Origin of the sequence: Halococcus salifodinae DSM 8989, from assembly GCF_000336935.1 — an archaeon.
GTDB lineage: Archaea > Halobacteriota > Halobacteria > Halobacteriales > Halococcaceae > Halococcus > Halococcus salifodinae.
In genome coordinates this window covers 23,838-40,627 of sequence record NZ_AOME01000012.1, presented here as the reverse complement: position 1 = coordinate 40,627, position 16,790 = coordinate 23,838, and the positions used below count along the sequence as shown (strand labels likewise).

General features: G+C 64.4%; 16 protein-coding genes. 9 read left to right on the top strand and 7 right to left on the bottom strand.

Annotation, left to right across the window (positions count from 1 at the left end; all coding sequences use genetic code 11):
• Positions 1-5: 5 nt before the first annotated feature.
• Positions 6-356, bottom strand: a complete 351-nt coding sequence (locus tag C450_RS01235; protein ID WP_005039006.1) for a DUF5802 family protein — start codon at positions 354-356, stop codon at positions 6-8.
• Positions 357-565: 209 nt separating this feature from the next.
• On the opposite strand from C450_RS01235, the gene C450_RS01230 reads away from it, so the two are divergent.
• Entirely contained in the window at positions 566-1,513 is a 948-nt protein-coding gene (locus C450_RS01230) for a thiamine-phosphate synthase family protein (protein ID WP_005039002.1), read from the top strand.
• A 68-nt stretch (positions 1,514-1,581) separates the two neighbouring features.
• On the opposite strand, the gene C450_RS01225 is transcribed toward C450_RS01230, so the two are convergent.
• Positions 1,582-1,725, bottom strand: coding sequence for a hypothetical protein (locus tag C450_RS01225; protein WP_241430231.1), 144 nt, complete (start codon positions 1,723-1,725; stop codon positions 1,582-1,584).
• A 167-nt stretch (positions 1,726-1,892) separates the two neighbouring features.
• On the opposite strand from C450_RS01225, the gene C450_RS01220 reads away from it, so the two are divergent.
• Together C450_RS01220 and C450_RS01215 are read left to right on the top strand one after the other, a co-directional pair.
• Positions 1,893-2,471 carry a hypothetical protein gene (locus C450_RS01220; RefSeq protein ID WP_005038999.1) on the top strand — a complete coding sequence of 193 codons (579 nt, stop codon included), beginning with the start codon at positions 1,893-1,895 and terminating at the stop codon, positions 2,469-2,471.
• Between the two features lie 117 nt (positions 2,472-2,588).
• Positions 2,589-3,278: an ArsR/SmtB family transcription factor gene (locus C450_RS01215; protein ID WP_005038997.1), complete on the top strand. Its 690-nt coding sequence runs from the start codon at positions 2,589-2,591 to the stop codon at positions 3,276-3,278.
• Positions 3,279-3,490: 212 nt separating this feature from the next.
• On the opposite strand, the gene C450_RS01210 is transcribed toward C450_RS01215, so the two are convergent.
• Entirely contained in the window at positions 3,491-4,030 is a 540-nt protein-coding gene (locus C450_RS01210) for a hypothetical protein (protein ID WP_005038995.1), read from the bottom strand.
• A 106-nt stretch (positions 4,031-4,136) separates the two neighbouring features.
• On the opposite strand from C450_RS01210, the gene C450_RS01205 reads away from it, so the two are divergent.
• The 3 genes from C450_RS01205 to C450_RS01195 all read left to right on the top strand — a co-directional run bounded on the left by C450_RS01205 (position 4,137) and on the right by C450_RS01195 (position 7,764).
• Complete coding sequence (locus tag C450_RS01205; RefSeq protein ID WP_005038993.1) at positions 4,137-5,489, top strand: oxidoreductase; 1,353 nt, start codon at positions 4,137-4,139, stop codon at positions 5,487-5,489.
• A 66-nt stretch (positions 5,490-5,555) separates the two neighbouring features.
• A complete protein-coding gene (gene gatD, locus C450_RS01200) occupies positions 5,556-6,845 on the top strand; it encodes a Glu-tRNA(Gln) amidotransferase subunit GatD (RefSeq protein ID WP_005038991.1) in 1,290 nt (429 codons plus the stop codon).
• Position 6,846: 1 nt separating this feature from the next.
• Positions 6,847-7,764 carry a GNAT family N-acetyltransferase gene (locus C450_RS01195; protein ID WP_080510245.1) on the top strand — a complete coding sequence of 306 codons (918 nt, stop codon included), beginning with the start codon at positions 6,847-6,849 and terminating at the stop codon, positions 7,762-7,764.
• A gap of 464 nt (positions 7,765-8,228) precedes the next feature.
• Here the strand turns inward: C450_RS01195 and C450_RS01190 are convergent, their stop codons facing one another.
• The 4 genes from C450_RS01190 to C450_RS01175 form a co-directional block, all read right to left on the bottom strand.
• Positions 8,229-9,311, bottom strand: coding sequence for a M24 family metallopeptidase (locus C450_RS01190; protein ID WP_005038987.1), 1,083 nt, complete (start codon positions 9,309-9,311; stop codon positions 8,229-8,231).
• 163 nt (positions 9,312-9,474) lie between these two features.
• Positions 9,475-10,125: a rod-determining factor RdfA gene (rdfA, locus tag C450_RS01185; protein WP_049909775.1), complete on the bottom strand. Its 651-nt coding sequence runs from the start codon at positions 10,123-10,125 to the stop codon at positions 9,475-9,477.
• Between the two features lie 283 nt (positions 10,126-10,408).
• Positions 10,409-11,173, bottom strand: a complete 765-nt coding sequence (locus tag C450_RS01180; RefSeq protein ID WP_005038983.1) for an IclR family transcriptional regulator — start codon at positions 11,171-11,173, stop codon at positions 10,409-10,411.
• A gap of 520 nt (positions 11,174-11,693) precedes the next feature.
• Positions 11,694-12,911, bottom strand: a complete 1,218-nt coding sequence (locus tag C450_RS01175; RefSeq protein WP_005038980.1) for a M24 family metallopeptidase — start codon at positions 12,909-12,911, stop codon at positions 11,694-11,696.
• Positions 12,912-13,064: 153 nt separating this feature from the next.
• Between C450_RS01175 and C450_RS01170 the strand changes: the two genes are divergently transcribed.
• The 3 genes from C450_RS01170 (at position 13,065) to C450_RS01160 (ending at position 16,788) form a co-directional block, all read left to right on the top strand.
• On the top strand, positions 13,065-14,831 hold the full coding sequence (locus C450_RS01170; protein ID WP_005038979.1) for an ABC transporter substrate-binding protein: 1,767 nt from the start codon (positions 13,065-13,067) through the stop codon (positions 14,829-14,831).
• 24 nt (positions 14,832-14,855) lie between these two features.
• Positions 14,856-15,797, top strand: a complete 942-nt coding sequence (locus C450_RS01165; protein WP_005038976.1) for an ABC transporter permease — start codon at positions 14,856-14,858, stop codon at positions 15,795-15,797.
• An 88-nt stretch (positions 15,798-15,885) separates the two neighbouring features.
• A complete protein-coding gene (locus tag C450_RS01160; protein WP_005038973.1) occupies positions 15,886-16,788 on the top strand; it encodes an ABC transporter permease in 903 nt (300 codons plus the stop codon).
• Positions 16,789-16,790: the final 2 nt, after the last annotated feature.

Below are 16,790 nucleotides of genomic sequence, written 5' to 3'. Positions count from 1 at the left end.
ATCACTCAGACTGCCGTGCCCGAAAGCCGGAGCAGTTGGGCGGCGCGGTCCGCCGTGGCGAGCAGCACCTCCTGGAGGGTGGGCGGCGTATCGATCCGGAGATCCGCGAGCACCGCCTCCGGCAGCCACAGCGTGTCCTCGGGCACGCCATCGTCCCCGCCGACCGCGAGGTGACTGGTCTCGACCTTCATCACGAGCGGGAGATCGGTCCGTTCGATCCCCTCACCCTTCGCGTACAGCGCTTCGTTGAGCCGCTCGTGGGTCGTCCGCTGGATGAGCGGTCGTGATCCGTCGTGGGGATGTGGTTCGATGGAGAGCCGGCCGAGGTAGTAGCCGCGCGAGAACCGTTCAAACATGATGCTCGTTTACATATACCACACCAGCGGTAATAAGCGTTCCCCGGTGCTGTCTTCACAATCGTTCACGACCGATCGATCGTTGCAGAATCCGTCGTCGTTGGACGGTTGTTTCTGCCGAGAGTGAAACCCACTATCCGATCGTTGTCGGGGTGGTTCGAATCCATCGATGGCCACGATTTATCCCTGCTGTCGATGAATCGGGTGCTATGTCGTTGCGACTCCCGAGCGAGATCGTCGTCGAGCGCTTCCTCCCGACTGCTCGGGCGATGCTGGCGGACGAACTCGACGAACGCGGCCTCACCCAACAGGAGATCGCCGATCGGTTGGGCGTAACGCAAGCCGCGGTCAGCAAAACCCTCGGCCAGAACGGCGTCGTCGAGGAGCGCTTCCGCGAGGACGACCGCATGCAGGCGACGATGACGCGGATCGCCGAGGGGTTCGCCGCCGACACGATGGACAGTTATGAAGCGCTGGCCGAGCTTCTCGAACTGATCCGCGAGTTCGAGGACCGTGGCCTCATCTGTGCCGTCCACGAGGAAGAGATGCCCGCACTCTCCGGTCTCGGCTGTGATCTGTGTGTCCGGGGCACCGACACCGGTGTCCTCGCCGAGCGGGACGCGCTCACGGCCGTTCGGACCGCCGTCCGTCGAGTGACGAACACGTCCGCCGTCGCTGCACATATCCCAAACGTCGGAACGAACATCGCCACGGCGGTTCCGGAGGCGACCGACGAAACCGAAGTCGCAGCCGTTCCCGGTCGGCTGCACGCAGTAGGGGATCGGGTCCTCGTTCCAGCACGTCCGGAGTTCGGTGCCTCCCAGCACGTCGCCCGAACCGTGATCGCCGCGATGGCCATCGAGCCATCGATTCGGGGGGCACTCAACCTCGCTACCTCTGACGCACTCCTCACGGCGGCCCGTGACCGTGGTATCGATCCACTCCGATTCGAAGCGGGCTACGAGAACCGCGCCGAGCACCTCCGAAATCGGTTTCACGAGCGCGGAACGGTCCCACAGGTCATCTATCACGAGGGCGCGTTCGGTATCGAACCCGTGACCTACCTTCTCGGGACGACCGCAGTCGAGGCCGCCGCGCTCGCCGCCGATCTCGCCGCTGCCGCGGATGCCCCCAACGACTCCGACGCTGCGCCATAATCACCCGAAATCAGTCGCGCAAGCCCGTCACTACCCCGAAACTCTCGTCGACGAGAGCGGTCGGTTCGTCACTGGGAGCCCCAGTCGGAGATACCGAGCACCGCATCACACTCCGGACAGGTCCAGACTTTCGGGGTGCTCGCCGCGCTCGCCTGTTCGAGTCGCTCGGCCCAGACCGTGATGTCGGCCTCGCAGCTGGGACACACTGCCATGACCCACGATACCACGTGGCGATACTTGTAATTTCGGACACCCGACGGTTTCACCGTTATTTCGCGAGTGCGTCGGTTGGTCCCGCCGATTGCTGCGGTGAATGCATGGTATTGGCCACCACGAACGGCCGTCGCGCTTTTATTCCAGTCCGTGCAACGAGCGTGTAGTGAACGCGAACGACGCCGCGGTGCTCCTCGTCTCGCTGCTGCTCTGTGGAACCATGGGTTTGAGCGCCGGTTCCCAGGCCGGAGCCACGACGGCAACCCAACCGACTCCGCAGACGGAACTCGGCGGGGAGGTGTCGGTGTTCATGCAACAACGCACCGCCGCGGCCAACGGCGCGGTCGATTCGGGGATGTGGCTCGCCGCGTTCGAACGTACCGAGAACCAGTCCAACAAGCAGGATCTCGTCGAGCAGCGGGCCGCAACGCTCCGGGGTCGCCTCAATCAGACCGACGAGCGATTGCGCACGTTCACGCCCACGGAAACCAACCGATCGGTACGTCACCGTGCGAGGTGGGAACGGCTCGTGGCCGATGTCACAGCGCTCCGGGCGGCGATCAACGACGCCAAGACCGTCGCGGCGAGCGCGGGCGTGAACGCCTCGGGACTGGACCAGCTCGCACGCCGCGCTGCGAACCTCTCCGTACCGGACGCTGGAGCGAACAACCGATCGCAGATCGACAGCCCCGATCCCGACCGTCCGGGCGGTGCGGACAGGACCGTCGCCTCGAAGTACGACTGACGGGTCTCGCAAATCCCCACGACGTAGCACGCACGTCGTGAGCGTGGCCGCCGGCGGTCCGTGGCGAACGCCCGTGTGGAGTCATCCTTTTGTCCGTGCGGCACTAACCACAGGTGAATGGACTCAGCGGCGCTGCTCGATCTCCTCGGCAACGAGAACCGCCGGCGCATCCTCCGGCTGCTCGCCCGGCGACCGTGTTACGTCACCGAGATCAGCGAGTCGCTCGGCGTGAGTCCGAAGGCGGTGATCGGCCACCTCCGGAAGCTGGAGGACGCGGGCCTCGTCGAGAGCCGGGCCGACGATGGCCGTCGGAAGTATTTCCGTATCTCGCGGAACCTCCGGCTCGAAGTCAACGTCTCGCCGTACGGGTTCGGCGCGAAAAGCGCCTATCCGGCGAGTTCGAGCCTCGATCTCACGACCTGTCGGTACGTCTCGATCGACGTTTCGGCGAGCGATACCAGCGAACTATCCGCGCTCGCGGACGATCTCCAGCGACTCGACCAGCTGGAGGACGAGCTCTCGCTGGCCCAGCGGTGGGTCCAGGGCCGACTCACGTCGCTGCGCGACGCGCTCACCGACCGGATCGAAGAGGGGCTCGCGGCCGACGGCATGGGGAAGTTCGCGGATCACGGCGATGCGCGCTTCTGCGCCGAGGTCCTCGCCGCGATCGAATCGGGGGCCGATACGTCCGACGAGATCGCCGAACACCTCGGTGTGCCGCTCCCGGTGGTCGAGGACGCGCTCGATCTCCTCTCGACTCACGACTTCGTTCGTCGGGACGACGACCGCTGGACGATCGGGACGTAAGAAATCACACTTCTCCGCGAACGAGAGTAGCAGAAATCCTCGAAAACAGTCGATAGCAAGCGACTCGATCGACCGATCTCGTGGTTGTTCACGAGGTGCGTACAAACTCTTTTGACCAAGTGGTGGATTCGTTCTCGTCTGTCGTGAACGGGGTCAACCGTGGCTGCCGTGGAGCCGTCGACGTTTCGGGACTCGCGACCTGTGGCTCTCTCCTATATCTCGCGAGTCAGTCCGTCGCGGAGGTCGCGGCCGAAGTAGTGGCCCACGAGGCCAGCGAGCAGCCCGATGCCGGCGTTCACCGCGAGCAGTGGGAGCCCGGCACCGACCGCCACCAGCGTGAGGTTGCCGAACAACGACCACCCGCCGGCGACGGCCGCGCTCGCGATGCCGGCCTCGAGGTACTGACTCCGATCGCCAACGGCCCCGAGAACGAAGGTCGCGACGAACACCCCGACGAACCCGAGCACGCCGCCGACGAGCGGGACGAACCCGCCGAGTGCCATGCCGACCGCCGTGAGCGCGAGCGCGACGACGAACGTCCGGAGCGAGAACAGCTGTCCGGCACGGTCGCGGAGTCTCGATCCGCCCTGATCGGTTCCGCGCGACGCGCGCTCTCGGTTGTCGACGCGATCGGCCGTGCCGGTGCTGGAGCCGGTCGTCGCGTCACCGTCGTCGACCGTGATGTCGTCGACGTCGGCGAGGAGGTCGTCGACGTCGCGGGTTTTCGTGCGTTCGCCACCGCTGTCGGCCATGCCGGCACTTCGTTACCCACGGGCATGGGCTTTTCCCCAGAGCGGCGAAATCGTCCGGCCGTCACCCGGACCCAACCGCTAAGCCGATCGGGGCCGTGTATCGTCCGTGCCGCCGGATCTCGACACACCCGCCGAAATCGCCGGCCTCGATCTTCCCAATCGGCTCTACCGCGCGCCGCTGCTCGAATGTGCGGGCGATGGACCGGACGCGATCGATCGGCTTGTCGACGAACTCGAACCCGCGGCGGCCGCGGGCGCTGGGCTGATCTTCCAGGGCGCAATGCCGGTTCGACGCGAGGGCGGCCGGGTCGCACCCAACATGACCCACCTCGCCAGCCCCGATCGCGCCGACGACCTCCGACGGCTCACCGACGCGATCCACGACCACGGCGCGCGGATCGTGGCCCAGCTCGACCATGGAGGAGTTCGCTCGCTCGAAACCTGGCACCGACCGTATCGCGCAGCCAACCCCGATCTCCGGCAGCTCGCGGTTTCGAAGCCACCACGACTCCTCCGGCTCGCGGCGCGGGCTGGCTTTCTCGACTACGACTTCGATGTGCTCTCGACCGCGGACGTCTACGATCTCGCCGCCGACTTCGGACGCGCGGCCGGCCACGCGGTCGCGGCGGGCTACGACGGTATCCATCTCGCGGGTGCGAACATGGGAATCATCCAGCAGTTCTGTTCGCCGTACTACAACCGTCGATCGGACGAGTTCGGTGGCTCGTTCGGGGCTCGACTGCGCTTTCTCGAACTCGTCCACGAGGAGATCCGCGAGCGGGTCGGCGACCTCCCCGTGCTGACGAAGATCCCGGTCGAGACGGCTGCGCCGCCGTTCGTCCGCCCTCGGCTCTCTGCGGCTGATGGGGTTCGGCTCGCCGAGCACGCCGAGCGGATCGGCTTCGACGCCGTAGTGCCGGTCCGAGGGTCGACGTTCTGGGACCTGAGTCTCGTTCGCGGCCAGCATCCCGAGCAGGCGTGGGGCGACGACCGGTTTCAAGACGACTACGCGGCGGTGTTCGGCGGCCGAGCACGGGCGCGGCTCGTGGCGGCCGCGAATCGTCTCCAAGCGCACTACTACGACTTCGAGCCGGCGTGGAACGCCGATCTCTGTCGCCAGGTGCGCGAAACGACCTCGCTGCCGGTGCTCTGTGAGGGTGGGATCCGCGGGCGTGCAGAGATGGATGCGCTCGTGGGATCGGCCTGCGATCTGGTCGGCGTCGGCCGGCCGTTTTACGCCGAGCCCCGGCTGCCGGCCCGGCTGCTCGATGTCGAGACGAACGGGACGACGCCGACCGAGGACCCCCACGCAGTCTGCGAGAACTGCAACAACTGCGCCGTGCCACAGGCGACCGGCGCACGTGGTGTCTGCCGGACGCCCAGCGTGCTCGAAGCGGCCGTCGAACTCCGGCGGGCCGGTGCGTACGAGCGGTCCCCGAGCGACGAACGTGACGGGTGAGCTCTTCCCGAAGGCGACCGACCGGAGAACGAATGGGTTGAAGTCCGACGGTCCGGTAGAACGGGTATGAATCCGGGAGATCGCATCCGCCTCACGCGCGACGGGCGGACTCACGAGGGCGTGTTGCTGCCGTCGACGACCGACGACCACGCCGTGCTCAAACTCGACGGCGGGTACAACGTCGGTGTCGAGCGCGCGGACGCGACCGTCGAAGTCGTCGAGTCGGACGTCTACGATGTCGGCAGTGAGGAAGACGGCGATTCCTCGGCCGTCGAGTTCGACGACGATCTGCCGACCGTGGCGCTCATCTCCACGGGCGGAACGATCGCCTCGACGGTCGACTACCGGACTGGCGCGGTGACCGCACAGTTCGACGCCGAGGACGTCCTTCGGGCGGTGCCGGATCTCGCAGGAAGGGCGAACTACCGGGGCCGCGTCGTGGCGAACATCCTCTCGGAGAACATGACGCCCGACGTGTGGCAGGATCTCGCCCACGCCGTCCACGAGGAGATCGAAGCTGGCGCGGACGGCGTGGTCGTGATGCACGGCACCGACACGATGCAGTTCTCCGCGAGCGCACTCGCCTTCATGCTCGATACGCCCGTCCCGGTGGTTTTTACTGGCAGCCAGCGCTCGGCCGATCGACCCTCCTCGGACAACGTGATGAACGCGGTCTGTGCGGTCGAGGCTGCGAAGAGCGACTGTGCCGAGGTCCTGGTCTGCATGCACGCGAGCGAGTCCGACGACCGGTGTGCACTCCATCGCGGGACCAGGGTCCGGAAGAATCACACCTCTCGCCGGGATGCGTTCGAAACCGTCGGAGCCGAGCCACTCGGAACGGTGGCGTACGGCGGTGAGGGTGATGACGTCATCGAGGTGCGATTCCGACGTAAACACGCCGAGCGCGGTGCAGCCGAACTCGACGTCGCGCCCGCTCTCGAAACCGACGTCGAGCTGGTGAAGTTCACGCCCGGAACCAGTGAGGCGATGCTCGACGCGGCCACGGGGAGCGCGGGACTCGTGATCGAGGGGACAGGACTCGGGCATGTCCACACCGACTGGATCCCCCGGATCGCGGAACTCGTCGCGGACGGGACCAGCGTGGTGATGACGAGCCAGTGTCTCGGCGGCCGGGTCTGTGATCGTGTGTACGACACCGGACGGGACCTCCTTGATGCGGGCGTGATCGAGGGCGAGGACCTCCTTCCGGGCACCGCGAAGGTCAAACTGATGTGGGCGCTGGCGAACAGCGAGAGAAGCGAGGACGTCGCCGCGACGATGGGAACCTCGCTCGCTGGCGAGCTCACCGAGCGCTCGGTACCGCCGGAAAACCGTCCCGTCCCGGAGGCGCGGTGACGTGAGCGTGACCGATATCACGATCCGGCAGGCCAGACCCGACGATTATGAAGACGTCGCGGCGTTCACTCGCGAGACGTGGGCCGACCGCGACAGCGGCGACTACATCCCCGAGATCTACCACGAGTGGATCGCGGGCGACGGCGACAGCCAACGAACCTTCCTCGTTGACGCCGGAGACGATGTCGCAGGCCTCTGTCAGGGCGTGCTCCTCTCCGAACACGAGGCGTGGGCCCAGGGGATGCGGGTCAACCCCGAGTACCGCGGCGAAGGACTGAGCACGCAGCTCAACGACGCGCTCTTCAGGTGGGCGCGCGAGCGCGGTGCGACCGTCGTTCGGAACATGGTCTTCTCGTGGAACGCCGCCGGTCTCGGCGGGTCGCGCGCCGTCGGCTTCGCGCCGCTGTGTGAGTTCCGGTGGGCGCATCCCGACCCCGATCCCGACGCCACGCTACCGAAAGCCTACACGGTCGCCGACGATCCGGACGCGGCGTGGAGTTTCTGGCGGCGCTCGGACGCCTACACCGCACTTTCCGGACTCGCACTCGACGCCGACGAGTCGTGGGCGATGTCCGAACTCACTCGCGAGGGGCTCCACCGTGCGGCCGAGGAGACGCGGGTGTTCGCTGTTCGCCGCGAGGACGACGGTACGCGGGCGATGGCCCATCGGGTGCGCGATTACGAACGCGAGACCGACGGCAGAACCGAACGCTGGGCCGAGTACGGCGTCGGTGCATGGTCCGATCTCGGGGCCGCACGCGCGCTCTTTCGTGCGATCAGTGCGGATGCGGCGGCGATCGGTGCCGACCGCGTGCGCGTACTCGTCCCCGAAACCCCGAGACACGTCTCCGACGTGGCGGCTGCCCACGTTGCCCTCGGTGAAAATCCAGACTTCGTGCTCGAAGCCCCGCTCGTTTGAGATCGCGCCAGACTCTCGTCTCCCGTTTTCGCTGCGCTCTCACGCACCGACCAGCCGCGGCCGGCTGCTACTGATCGCCAGCGTGTCGCTGTCCGATTCCTCTCGTGGCATCTCCTCAATCTAGCAAACAAAACAATCTATACTTTCGATATCCGCCAGCCACCTCACTCATCTCAAACCTGCATGTCCATACCGGTACAACTTTCATCCCTTGACCGACTGAATCTGATACAACTGTCTTGATGCCAGAAAAACGATTCAAAACCGGTCAACTTACGACAATCTCTGAACTATCTCTCCAACGCTTTCAATACGATCTCACTCCGACAGCGACGTGACTCTCAAGAAAGTACAATTATTAATCTTTGAAACTACCGAAAACCAATCGCTACTCTCGGCCGACAGTGTGGTTTCGACTGGGTCGCCGGGGTAATCGTACGAACTGATCTTGTCGCTCGCCTCGCTCACAACCGAAGCAGGTCGTGGCGCTCCAGTTCGACATCCGTTCCGACCGCCGACACGGATCGGGTGGGCCAGTCGCCGGTCATCGTGAGCGGCTCGAACCTGTTTTCGGTCACGAGCATCGTGTCCTCGCTTTTCGCGCCCTGAACCGTCGGGTTCCACGCGTAGCCCATCGGGAGCTCGACCGGTGCATCGTGGGTCGGCGTGGCGATCCACTCGCGGCCGGCGTAGCCCGCCGCGCCGCCTTGGTGATGCGCGCGCCACTCGTCCGGGTAGCCGAGGGCTGCGTACGCGTCCTGAATCTGCTCGAAGACGTCGGCTGCGGTGCCGCCCTCGCGGCCGACAGCCCGTGTTGCCGCGAGCGCGCTCGTCTCGATGCGGGCCGCGGTCGCGTGTCGGTCGTCCAGCCACGACGGCGGGTCGAACACCACGGTTCGGGTGCAGCTCGCGTGGAGGCCGGCCCGCCGTGCGGTCACCGACACGAGGGTGTACGACCCCAGCTGTGCGTCGGTCGGGGTGTAGTGGCGGTACTGCTGAGCGCGCTCCCCGCTCCCGACCAACGCTACGGGGGCGGCGATTCCCCGATCCGCGAGCGCTCCGGCGAGCCGTCCCGCGACCCCCCGCTCGGTGTCCGTCGGATCGAGCTCCCGACAGACGTCTTCGACGGCCGCGGCGGTGTCACGACCAAGTTCGCGATAGGCCGCGATGTCGGTCTCGACGAGCGGCTGCCGGAGTCCGCTGGCGTCGACGGACTCGAAGCCTGGAACGTCGAAATCCGCCGCTGCGGGCGTGGGCGAGCGCTCGGCGATCGCTGCCGCGAGGTCCGCCGCGTACCAGTCGGCCGTCTCGATGGCGACTCCATCGGGGAGTTCCTCCTCGCGCAGTCGCGGGGCCTCGATGTTGTCCGTGACGACCGTCAGCCCATCGCCGTCGTAGCCGACGGCCGCGACGCCGACCGTGGTTTCCTCGTCGACGACGCTGTTCCCGCCAAGGAGCCATGCGAACGTGTTCGGCCGCCCGAACCACACTGCCGCGAGCTCGCGTTCGTCGAGAAGCCCATCGAGCCGTACGAGTTTCGTTTCCATGTGGCTGATGGGCACGGCCAGGAGCCTATACCTTTGGTTCGGTAGATCGTTGCTGAGCCCCGATTCCCAGATGAGTCGGAGGTCGTCTGATGGAGGAGAGCGAGGGGTTTTTTCGAGTTTGTGTAACGGCACTACCGATGTCACAATCCGTGCTGGCCGTGTGTCACGAGTCTTCGTCGATCGGTTCGCACTCACAGCCTCCCTCGTCGATCAGTTCCTGGACGGTTGCGTGGGTCCCACAGTCGGCACACGTCACCGTGATATCGACGTAGACATCGGGATCACCGAGCGCGATCGCACCGGTCGAGCCGAGCTGATCGAGTGTGTTTTCGGTGACGGCGACCGTTCGGTTGCGGAGCGCGGCGATCCGCTGGGCACCGCTGTCGATCCGGTCGCTGTCGGACCGCTCGGTCGAGGCGCGCTCGACGCCGAGACACTCCTTGAGATGCCGATTGACCGTCTGGTAGGACACGAAATCCCCCCCGATCGCGTCGACATCGACTCCGCCGCGGTCGAGCCGGCTGTGAGCCTGCGTCCGGACTCCCTGGCTCACCTCGTCGTCGGTGAGCAGTCGGTAGGTGTTCTCGACCTCTCCGTCGAGCGGGTTCAGCCCTTCGCGCTCCATCGCTGTCCGGAGGATCGCCTGGTTCACGTGGTCGGCCAGCCCTCGGAGACTGTAGCGTTCGTTCTCCCGGGTCCAGTACTCCTGGAGGTTTTCGGCCACCCTGTCGAGCTCGTACTCGTCGATCACGCGATCGAGTTTACACGACGGGTCCCGATCGCCCTCGACCGACTTCGCATCCGATTGTGCCATCGTGCGAACGTCTCGGAGGCGAACTTGCATGAGTGTTGTGCTCGCATCGTCGCCGAAAGCTTCCGTTCGCCGTCGGCAGTGATCGACGCCTCGGGCCGAGTGGCTCGCGTTCCGTCGGAAGGAACGACGCGTTGGCGACCATCGACCTCTGGACGACTTCTGGCTGTCGCACGTCGATCTGGCCGTTACTGGCTGATGTTCCCGTACGCGGAACAGCGCACGCCCGTGTGATATCGTTCGAATCGATACGAGATTCGTGAGTCCACCGACGACGAGACGGCGATCAGCTGTAGGTAACGTTGATCTCCACGACGTTCGCGGCCTGGAGCACGAGTTCGGGGATCTCCTCGGCGAAGCGCTCGCCCGTCAGCCGCGTGGTCGGGGCAGCCACGCTGATCGCTCCGAGGACCTCGTCGTCTCGGCCGAGAACCGGCGCTGCGACGCACTGGAGTCCCTCGACGCGTTCCTGGCCGCAGTATGCCACGCCACGCTCACGGATCTCGGCAAGCTTTTGATGGAGCTGCTCACGGTCGGTGATGGTGTTCGGCGTCGCCGCTGGGAGGCCGTGACGGTCGAGGATCTCGTCGACACGACTGTCGGGGAGATGAGCGAGGATCGCCTTCCCGAGCGCGGTGTTGTGGAGATACCGCCGCTTGCCGGTGTGGGTGTCGAGCGTGACGGCCTTCTCCCCGCGCGCACGGTAGAGATACACACCCCGACCGTGCTCCTCGACCATCAGGTTCGCGAGTTCGCCGGTTTCCGCCGCGAGATCGGCGACCTCTGGCCTCGCGACCTCGTAGATCTTGCGACGTTTGCGGGCGTACTCGCCCATCTCGAAGAAGCCCAGCCCGATCTCGTAGGAGTCGCCGTCCTTGGTCACGTAGTCGTGTCGTCGGAGCGTCGCGAGGTGGTCGTGGACGGTGCTCTTCGACATCGAGAGGTGTGTCGCCAGCTCCGTCACCCCTGCTCCGTCGAGCTCCTTCAGCGCTCTCACGACTCGGATGGTGTTCTCGGTAGTCCGGAGCGATGGTGTCGACGTCTGTCCCATGATCGTATCGGTTATCGTTCGGTTCGTAAATAGGTTGTTCCTGATGACCGAACGGGTGGTGGTGCTATCGATCGAACTGGAACCGATCGAACAGAGCCGATGCAGGAAGGAGGTTCGTTATCGATGGGCCTCGACGCGACATCGAACAGTCGGTACAGATACCACCGATCGCTCGCCACGGCGTTCCTAAGAACGGAACGAGAAACGAGCTCCGGTCGGCACGCTCTCTGAAGCATCGTGATAGAACAGACGAAAGCAGCGAACGACTCCACACGTACCGTCAGGAACACGACACCCGTCACTTGGGGTGGCAAGACGAGGTAAACACCGATACGGGTGAGGAATGCCCCTCCAGTCGTGGACCTCACTGTTTCGAAACGTGACTGGAGAGCTGTTCACCCCTGGGCCGGGGTTCTACGTTCCGGACATCGGCGGATTCCGTCATTCCGACACGGTGTGCGTGACGGAGGGTGGCATCGAGCGCTCACCCATTGTCCACGAGATATCTCCCGTCTGACCGTCAGCAGCGAATGATGTTGCTCTCGAGGTCTTTCGGATAGTACGTCAGCGACTCGGTACCTTCCTCGGTGATCAGGATCGTGTCGGAATGGCGATAGCCCGCGACGTCGGGGACGAACAACGCCGGTTCGATCGTGTAGAGGTAGCCGGGCTTCATCACGTCGTCGCTGCCGCGATCGAGGAAGCCGCGCTCGTGGCCTTCCAGACCGATGTTGTGGCCGGTGTGGTGCTGGGTGTACTCGAGGAGCCCCTGCTCGTGACAGTAGTCGTGGACCGCCTGGTCGACGTCGGCGACGGGGACGCCGGGGCCGCACGCCTCGATCGCGAGGCGCTGCATCTCGCGCATGTGCTCGAAGTAGTGGCGGTGTTCGTCGCTGACCTCGCCGACGAACATGGTGCGTTCGAGCTCGGTGAGGTACCCGCCGACGTTCGCTGACGCCCCAGTGATGATGACGTCGCCGCGATCGAGTCGGCGGTTCTCGGTCAGGCCGTGCGGGAGCGCGGTGTTCGGGCCAGAGAGGAATCCACACGACGCTGGGAAGCCGCCACGGAGCCGCGAGTCGTACCGTTCCCCGAGCGTGTCGAGCATCGCCATCGAGGCGTCGAGACTGGCGCGTTTGGCAACCCAGAGTTCGTGTTTGCCTGGTTCGACGTACTCCGCGAGCTTCCGGTGGGCGAGATTGCCCCACTTCGCGGACTCGCGGAGCAGCTCGCGTTCGACCGTGGATTTCGACTCGCGAAAGGTCTCGATCCACTCCACGGTCTCGACGTCGACATCGGCAAGTTCGTCGAGTGAAGGGCCGGAGTACCCCCAAAAGCTCGGCGCACCGTTCGTGTCCGCGACGACGGTCACGGCGTCGAGGTCGGCGAGCATCTCACGGATCGTTTCCTCGGGCGTCGCGGTCGAGTGCTCGTAGTAGGTGGTTCCCTCGGTCGTGCCGCCCGGATAGTCGTAGTAGTGATACACCTCGTCGAGGAGCGGGAACTCGTCGCTCTCGGCGCGATCGAGTTCGAGCCGTGGGACCGTCAGCCCCACGCGGTCGTGCGTGACCGTGAGACAAACCGGACGCTCGGTCTGGAGGTGATGGAACCCGCTGACCCACTCGATCGCGGTCGCAGAGAACAGACAGAGCGCGTCGGCGTCGGTTGCCGCGAGCTCGTCGCGGACGCGATCGATGCGATCCTCGTACTCCGCCGTCGGCACGGTAACTGATGCCATGTTCTAGTCCGCGATTGACGTCATGATAAGTGTTGTTAGTCACCCTGATGACTCGTTCCATAAGCTTCCGTCCCGATCGCCACTATCGCCATCCGGAAATTGTCACACAAACCATGGGAATGTTTATGATCTCCAGGTCCGGTGTCTGATCACATGGCACGCGAAGCGGATAGTGGGCGTTCAAGCGTCGACCGGCGGAGATATCTCAAACGCATCGGCGCGACGGGCGTACTCGTGACGGTCGCCGGCTGTGCCGGTGGAAACGGTGGCGGAGGAAACGACAGTCAGGGTGGTGCAGGATCCAGCAAACAAGGAAACGAAAGTGGTGACGGGGCGAACGGCAGTTCCGATGGGACGGGTGGCGATAGTGGCGGCAACGACCAGACGCTTATCATCGGACAGAACACGGGAATGGGCGGCGACGAACCGCTTGACCCACACAAAGCCACGCGGATCGGGACTCAGGAGGTGCTGTTCGCGATCAACGAACCCCTGTTCAGGGTGAACCCGGAGTTGAAACCGGTTCCTCACCTCGCGAAGGACTACTCGGTGAACGACGACGCCACCGAGCACACGATGACGATCGAGGACAGCATCACCTTCCACAACGGCGAGAAACTCACCGCCGAGGTGGCCCGCTGGAACCTCGAACGCTTCCTTTCTGAGTCCTCACAGTCGTATCTCGTTGGCGACAGTGTGCTAGCGAAGACGGAGGTTACGGGCGATCAAGAAGTCACCGTAACCTACGACGAGCCGTTTGCACTCCTGCCCCAGGGCCTGACCGATTGGCACACTGCGCTCGTCTCGAAGAAAGCCGCCGAGGATGCGGGCGACAGGTACGGCTTCGATACCGTGGTCGGGACCGGACCGTACAAGTTCGCCGAGTGGTCGCAAGGGTCGTACATCCAGACCGAACGTTTCGACGAGTACGACTGGGGACCGAACTGGCTCGAAAACCGTGGCCCCGGCAAGGTCAGCCAGTTCCGATTCGAGTCCCACCCGGAGCCGACGACGCTGCTGAACGAGCTCACCGACGGTGGCGTCCACCTCTCGAAGTCGATCCTGCTCTCCGACGCGAAAAAGGTGGAGGAGAACGCGAACACCGGCCTCAAGCGAAAGAAATTCGTCCGCCAGTCGTACCTGTGCCCGAACACCCAGAAACCGCCAATGGACGACGTGAACGTCCGGAAAGCGGCCGATCACGCCATCAACAAAGAGGCCGTTATCAAAGCAGCGCTCGACGGCGAGGGGTACAAGATCTGGGCGCTGATGACGCCGTTCTCGAAGAACTCGCTCGACAAAGAGCAGGCGAAAAAGACCGGCCAGCAGTTCGATCAGAAGAAAGCACGGCAGTTGCTTGAAGAGGCCGGCTGGACCAACTCGGGCGAGGGGCAGACCCGGTCGAAAGACGGGACCAAGCTCTCGATAGACTTTCTGACGTTCTCGATCCCCCGAGAGAAGAGCATCGGGACGACGGTACAACCGATGCTTGGAGACGTCGGGTTCGACGTCAACCTCCGCGTGCTCGAAGCCGGAACGCTCTACAACGAACTCGAAGGCGGGGCGCACGATCTAGTCGTGATGGCGTACGGTGGCCAGTTCTCGATCAACACCCTCTCGGCGACGCTCACGAGTGCCCGGAGTGCGAAGAAGGGTGGAACGAACTACTCGCTCTGGGAGAACGAGGAGTTCGACAGCCTCATCGACAAGGCCCAGCGCGTCACGAGCGACGAGGAGCGCCACCAGGCGTTGGTCGACGCGCAGCTCATCGTTCAGGATCAAGCGCCGGTCGTCCCAATCAACGGTTACAACAAGATCCTCGGGCACACGAACTCGGTCACGGGAATCGAGACGATGGTGAACGACCACCAGTGGTGGCCGGTGAAAGAATACCTTCGGCACACGGAACTCGATCTCTGACCACGACGTTTCAACTACCACTCAATGTACAAGTACATCGTTCGTCGGCTGCTGGTGACCATCCCCGTCCTCATCGGGGTGACTATCGTCATCTCGTCGGTCGTCTACATCACTCCCGGGAACCCGGCCCGCATCGCGCTCGGATCGAGCGCCACCCCGGAAGCGATATACGCACTCGAACAACAGATGGGATTGAACCGACCGCCACACATCCGTTACCTCGACTGGATGGCCGGCGTCGTCCAGGGCGACCTCGGCGAATCGATTCGTGGAGGACGCGAAGTGAGTGCGATGATCGCCGAGCGGATCGTCCCGACCGTCGAGCTAGCGGTGGTCGCGATGATCATTACGCTCGTCATTGCGCTCCCGCTGGGTGTGATCAGTGCGGTCAAGCAGTACACGTGGGTCGACAACGTCTCGATGCTGTTCGCCATCTTCTGGATCTCGATGCCCTCGTTCTGGCTCGGGCTGTTGTTGATCCTCGTCTTCTCGGTCCGCCTCGACATGTTCCCGATCTCCGGGTTACAGGGTGCGATTCTGTCGGTGACGTGGCTCTCGTACATCGCACTTCCCGCCATCGCGACCGGGACGAGACGCGCAGGACTTCTGACACGCATGACGCGATCGTCGATGCTCGAAGTGCTCAACGAGGACTACATCCGCACCGCCCGCGGGAAAGGGATCGGGGAGACGGCAGTCATCTACACTCACGCGATGAAAAACGCCATGATCCCGATCATCACGCTGATCGGGCTTCAGATCCCGCTCATCTTTTCGGGAACTGTCGTCATCGAGACGGTGTTCTCGTGGCCCGGGATGGGCCGACTGCTTGTCGACGCGGTGACGGCCCGTAACTACCCGGTCGTGCAGGGTGCCGTCCTGATCTACGCGGTCATCGTCGTGATCGCGAACCTCGCAGTCGACATCACATACAGCTACTTCGATCCCCGAATCTCGTATGAGTGAATTAGAAAAGACGTTTGAGAGATCACGCCAACCGACTCGATCGGTGGATGCAAAACATTCACAACCGTCCGTGGAGTGGTGGTAGCTGATGGCAACCGAATCCAGAGAACGCTCCGATCGACCGGATGCGGGCTCGGCCGGGCTCGGCGTCGACGCGCGCTGGAGGGTACTCCTGCGACGGCTCGCACGCAGTCAGTTCGCCGTCTTCGGCCTCGGGATCGTGGCCCTCCTCGTGCTCGTGGCCGCGCTCGCCCCGTATATTGCGCCGTACGAGCCGAGCGTACAAAACTACGAGGCATTGATGCAGCCGCCGAGTCTGGAGCACCCGTTCGGGACGGACACGTACGGTCGCGACGTGTTCTCCCGGGTGGTGTACGGGGCTCGCTACACTGTCTTCCTCGGCGTCGTGATCGTCGGGATCCAGATGGTGATCGGTGTCACGCTCGGTCTCGTCGCCGGCTACTACGGTGGGTACGTCGAGTCGGCCATCATGCGTGTCGTCGACATCGCGCTTTCGATCCCTGCCATCGTGCTCGCACTGGCGATCGCAGGAACGCTCGGTGGCGGTATCTTCCCGCTCGTCATCGCGGTGAGTCTCGTCGGTTGGCGCGGGTTTACCCGGCTCGTCCGCGGAGACGTAAAGAGCGTCATGGAAGAGGAGTACATCGACTCGGCCAAGGCTGCCGGCGTGAGCGACATCCGTGTGATCACGCGATATCTCCTGCCGAACGCCGCGTCGAGCATCATCGTCTACGCGACCCTGACGATCCCGACGGTCATCCTCTGGAGCGCGGCGCTGTCGTTTCTCGGGATGGGAGTCCAGCCCCCGAAACCCGAGTGGGGCGCGCTCATCTCCGCGGGCCGTGGCGAAATCGACAGCGCCTGGTGGATTGCCACGTTCCCGGGCCTGGCGATCATGGTCACGGTCATCGGGTTCAACGCCTTCGGGGACGGCCTCCGAGACGCACTCGACCCAAAACAAGCGGAGTGATC

What these genes read in the sequence shown, in the direction of transcription:
- C450_RS01175 (WP_005038980.1), bottom strand. Translation starts at nt 12,911, where the DNA reads ATGGCATCAGTTACCGTGCCGACGGCGGAGTACGAGGATCGCATCGAT.
- C450_RS01165 (WP_005038976.1), top strand. Translation starts at nt 14,856, where the DNA reads ATGTACAAGTACATCGTTCGTCGGCTGCTGGTGACCATCCCCGTCCTC.
- C450_RS01225 (WP_241430231.1), bottom strand. Translation starts at nt 1,725, where the DNA reads ATGGCAGTGTGTCCCAGCTGCGAGGCCGACATCACGGTCTGGGCCGAG.
- C450_RS01215 (WP_005038997.1), top strand. Translation starts at nt 2,589, where the DNA reads ATGGACTCAGCGGCGCTGCTCGATCTCCTCGGCAACGAGAACCGCCGG.
- C450_RS01190 (WP_005038987.1), bottom strand. Translation starts at nt 9,311, where the DNA reads ATGGAAACGAAACTCGTACGGCTCGATGGGCTTCTCGACGAACGCGAG.
- C450_RS01210 (WP_005038995.1), bottom strand. Translation starts at nt 4,030, where the DNA reads ATGGCCGACAGCGGTGGCGAACGCACGAAAACCCGCGACGTCGACGAC.
- C450_RS01160 (WP_005038973.1), top strand. Translation starts at nt 15,886, where the DNA reads ATGGCAACCGAATCCAGAGAACGCTCCGATCGACCGGATGCGGGCTCG.
- C450_RS01180 (WP_005038983.1), bottom strand. Translation starts at nt 11,173, where the DNA reads ATGGGACAGACGTCGACACCATCGCTCCGGACTACCGAGAACACCATC.
- C450_RS01230 (WP_005039002.1), top strand. Translation starts at nt 566, where the DNA reads ATGTCGTTGCGACTCCCGAGCGAGATCGTCGTCGAGCGCTTCCTCCCG.
- C450_RS01170 (WP_005038979.1), top strand. Translation starts at nt 13,065, where the DNA reads ATGGCACGCGAAGCGGATAGTGGGCGTTCAAGCGTCGACCGGCGGAGA.
- C450_RS01235 (WP_005039006.1), bottom strand. Translation starts at nt 356, where the DNA reads ATGTTTGAACGGTTCTCGCGCGGCTACTACCTCGGCCGGCTCTCCATC.
- rdfA (WP_049909775.1), bottom strand. Translation starts at nt 10,125, where the DNA reads ATGGCACAATCGGATGCGAAGTCGGTCGAGGGCGATCGGGACCCGTCG.
- gatD (WP_005038991.1), top strand. Translation starts at nt 5,556, where the DNA reads ATGAATCCGGGAGATCGCATCCGCCTCACGCGCGACGGGCGGACTCAC.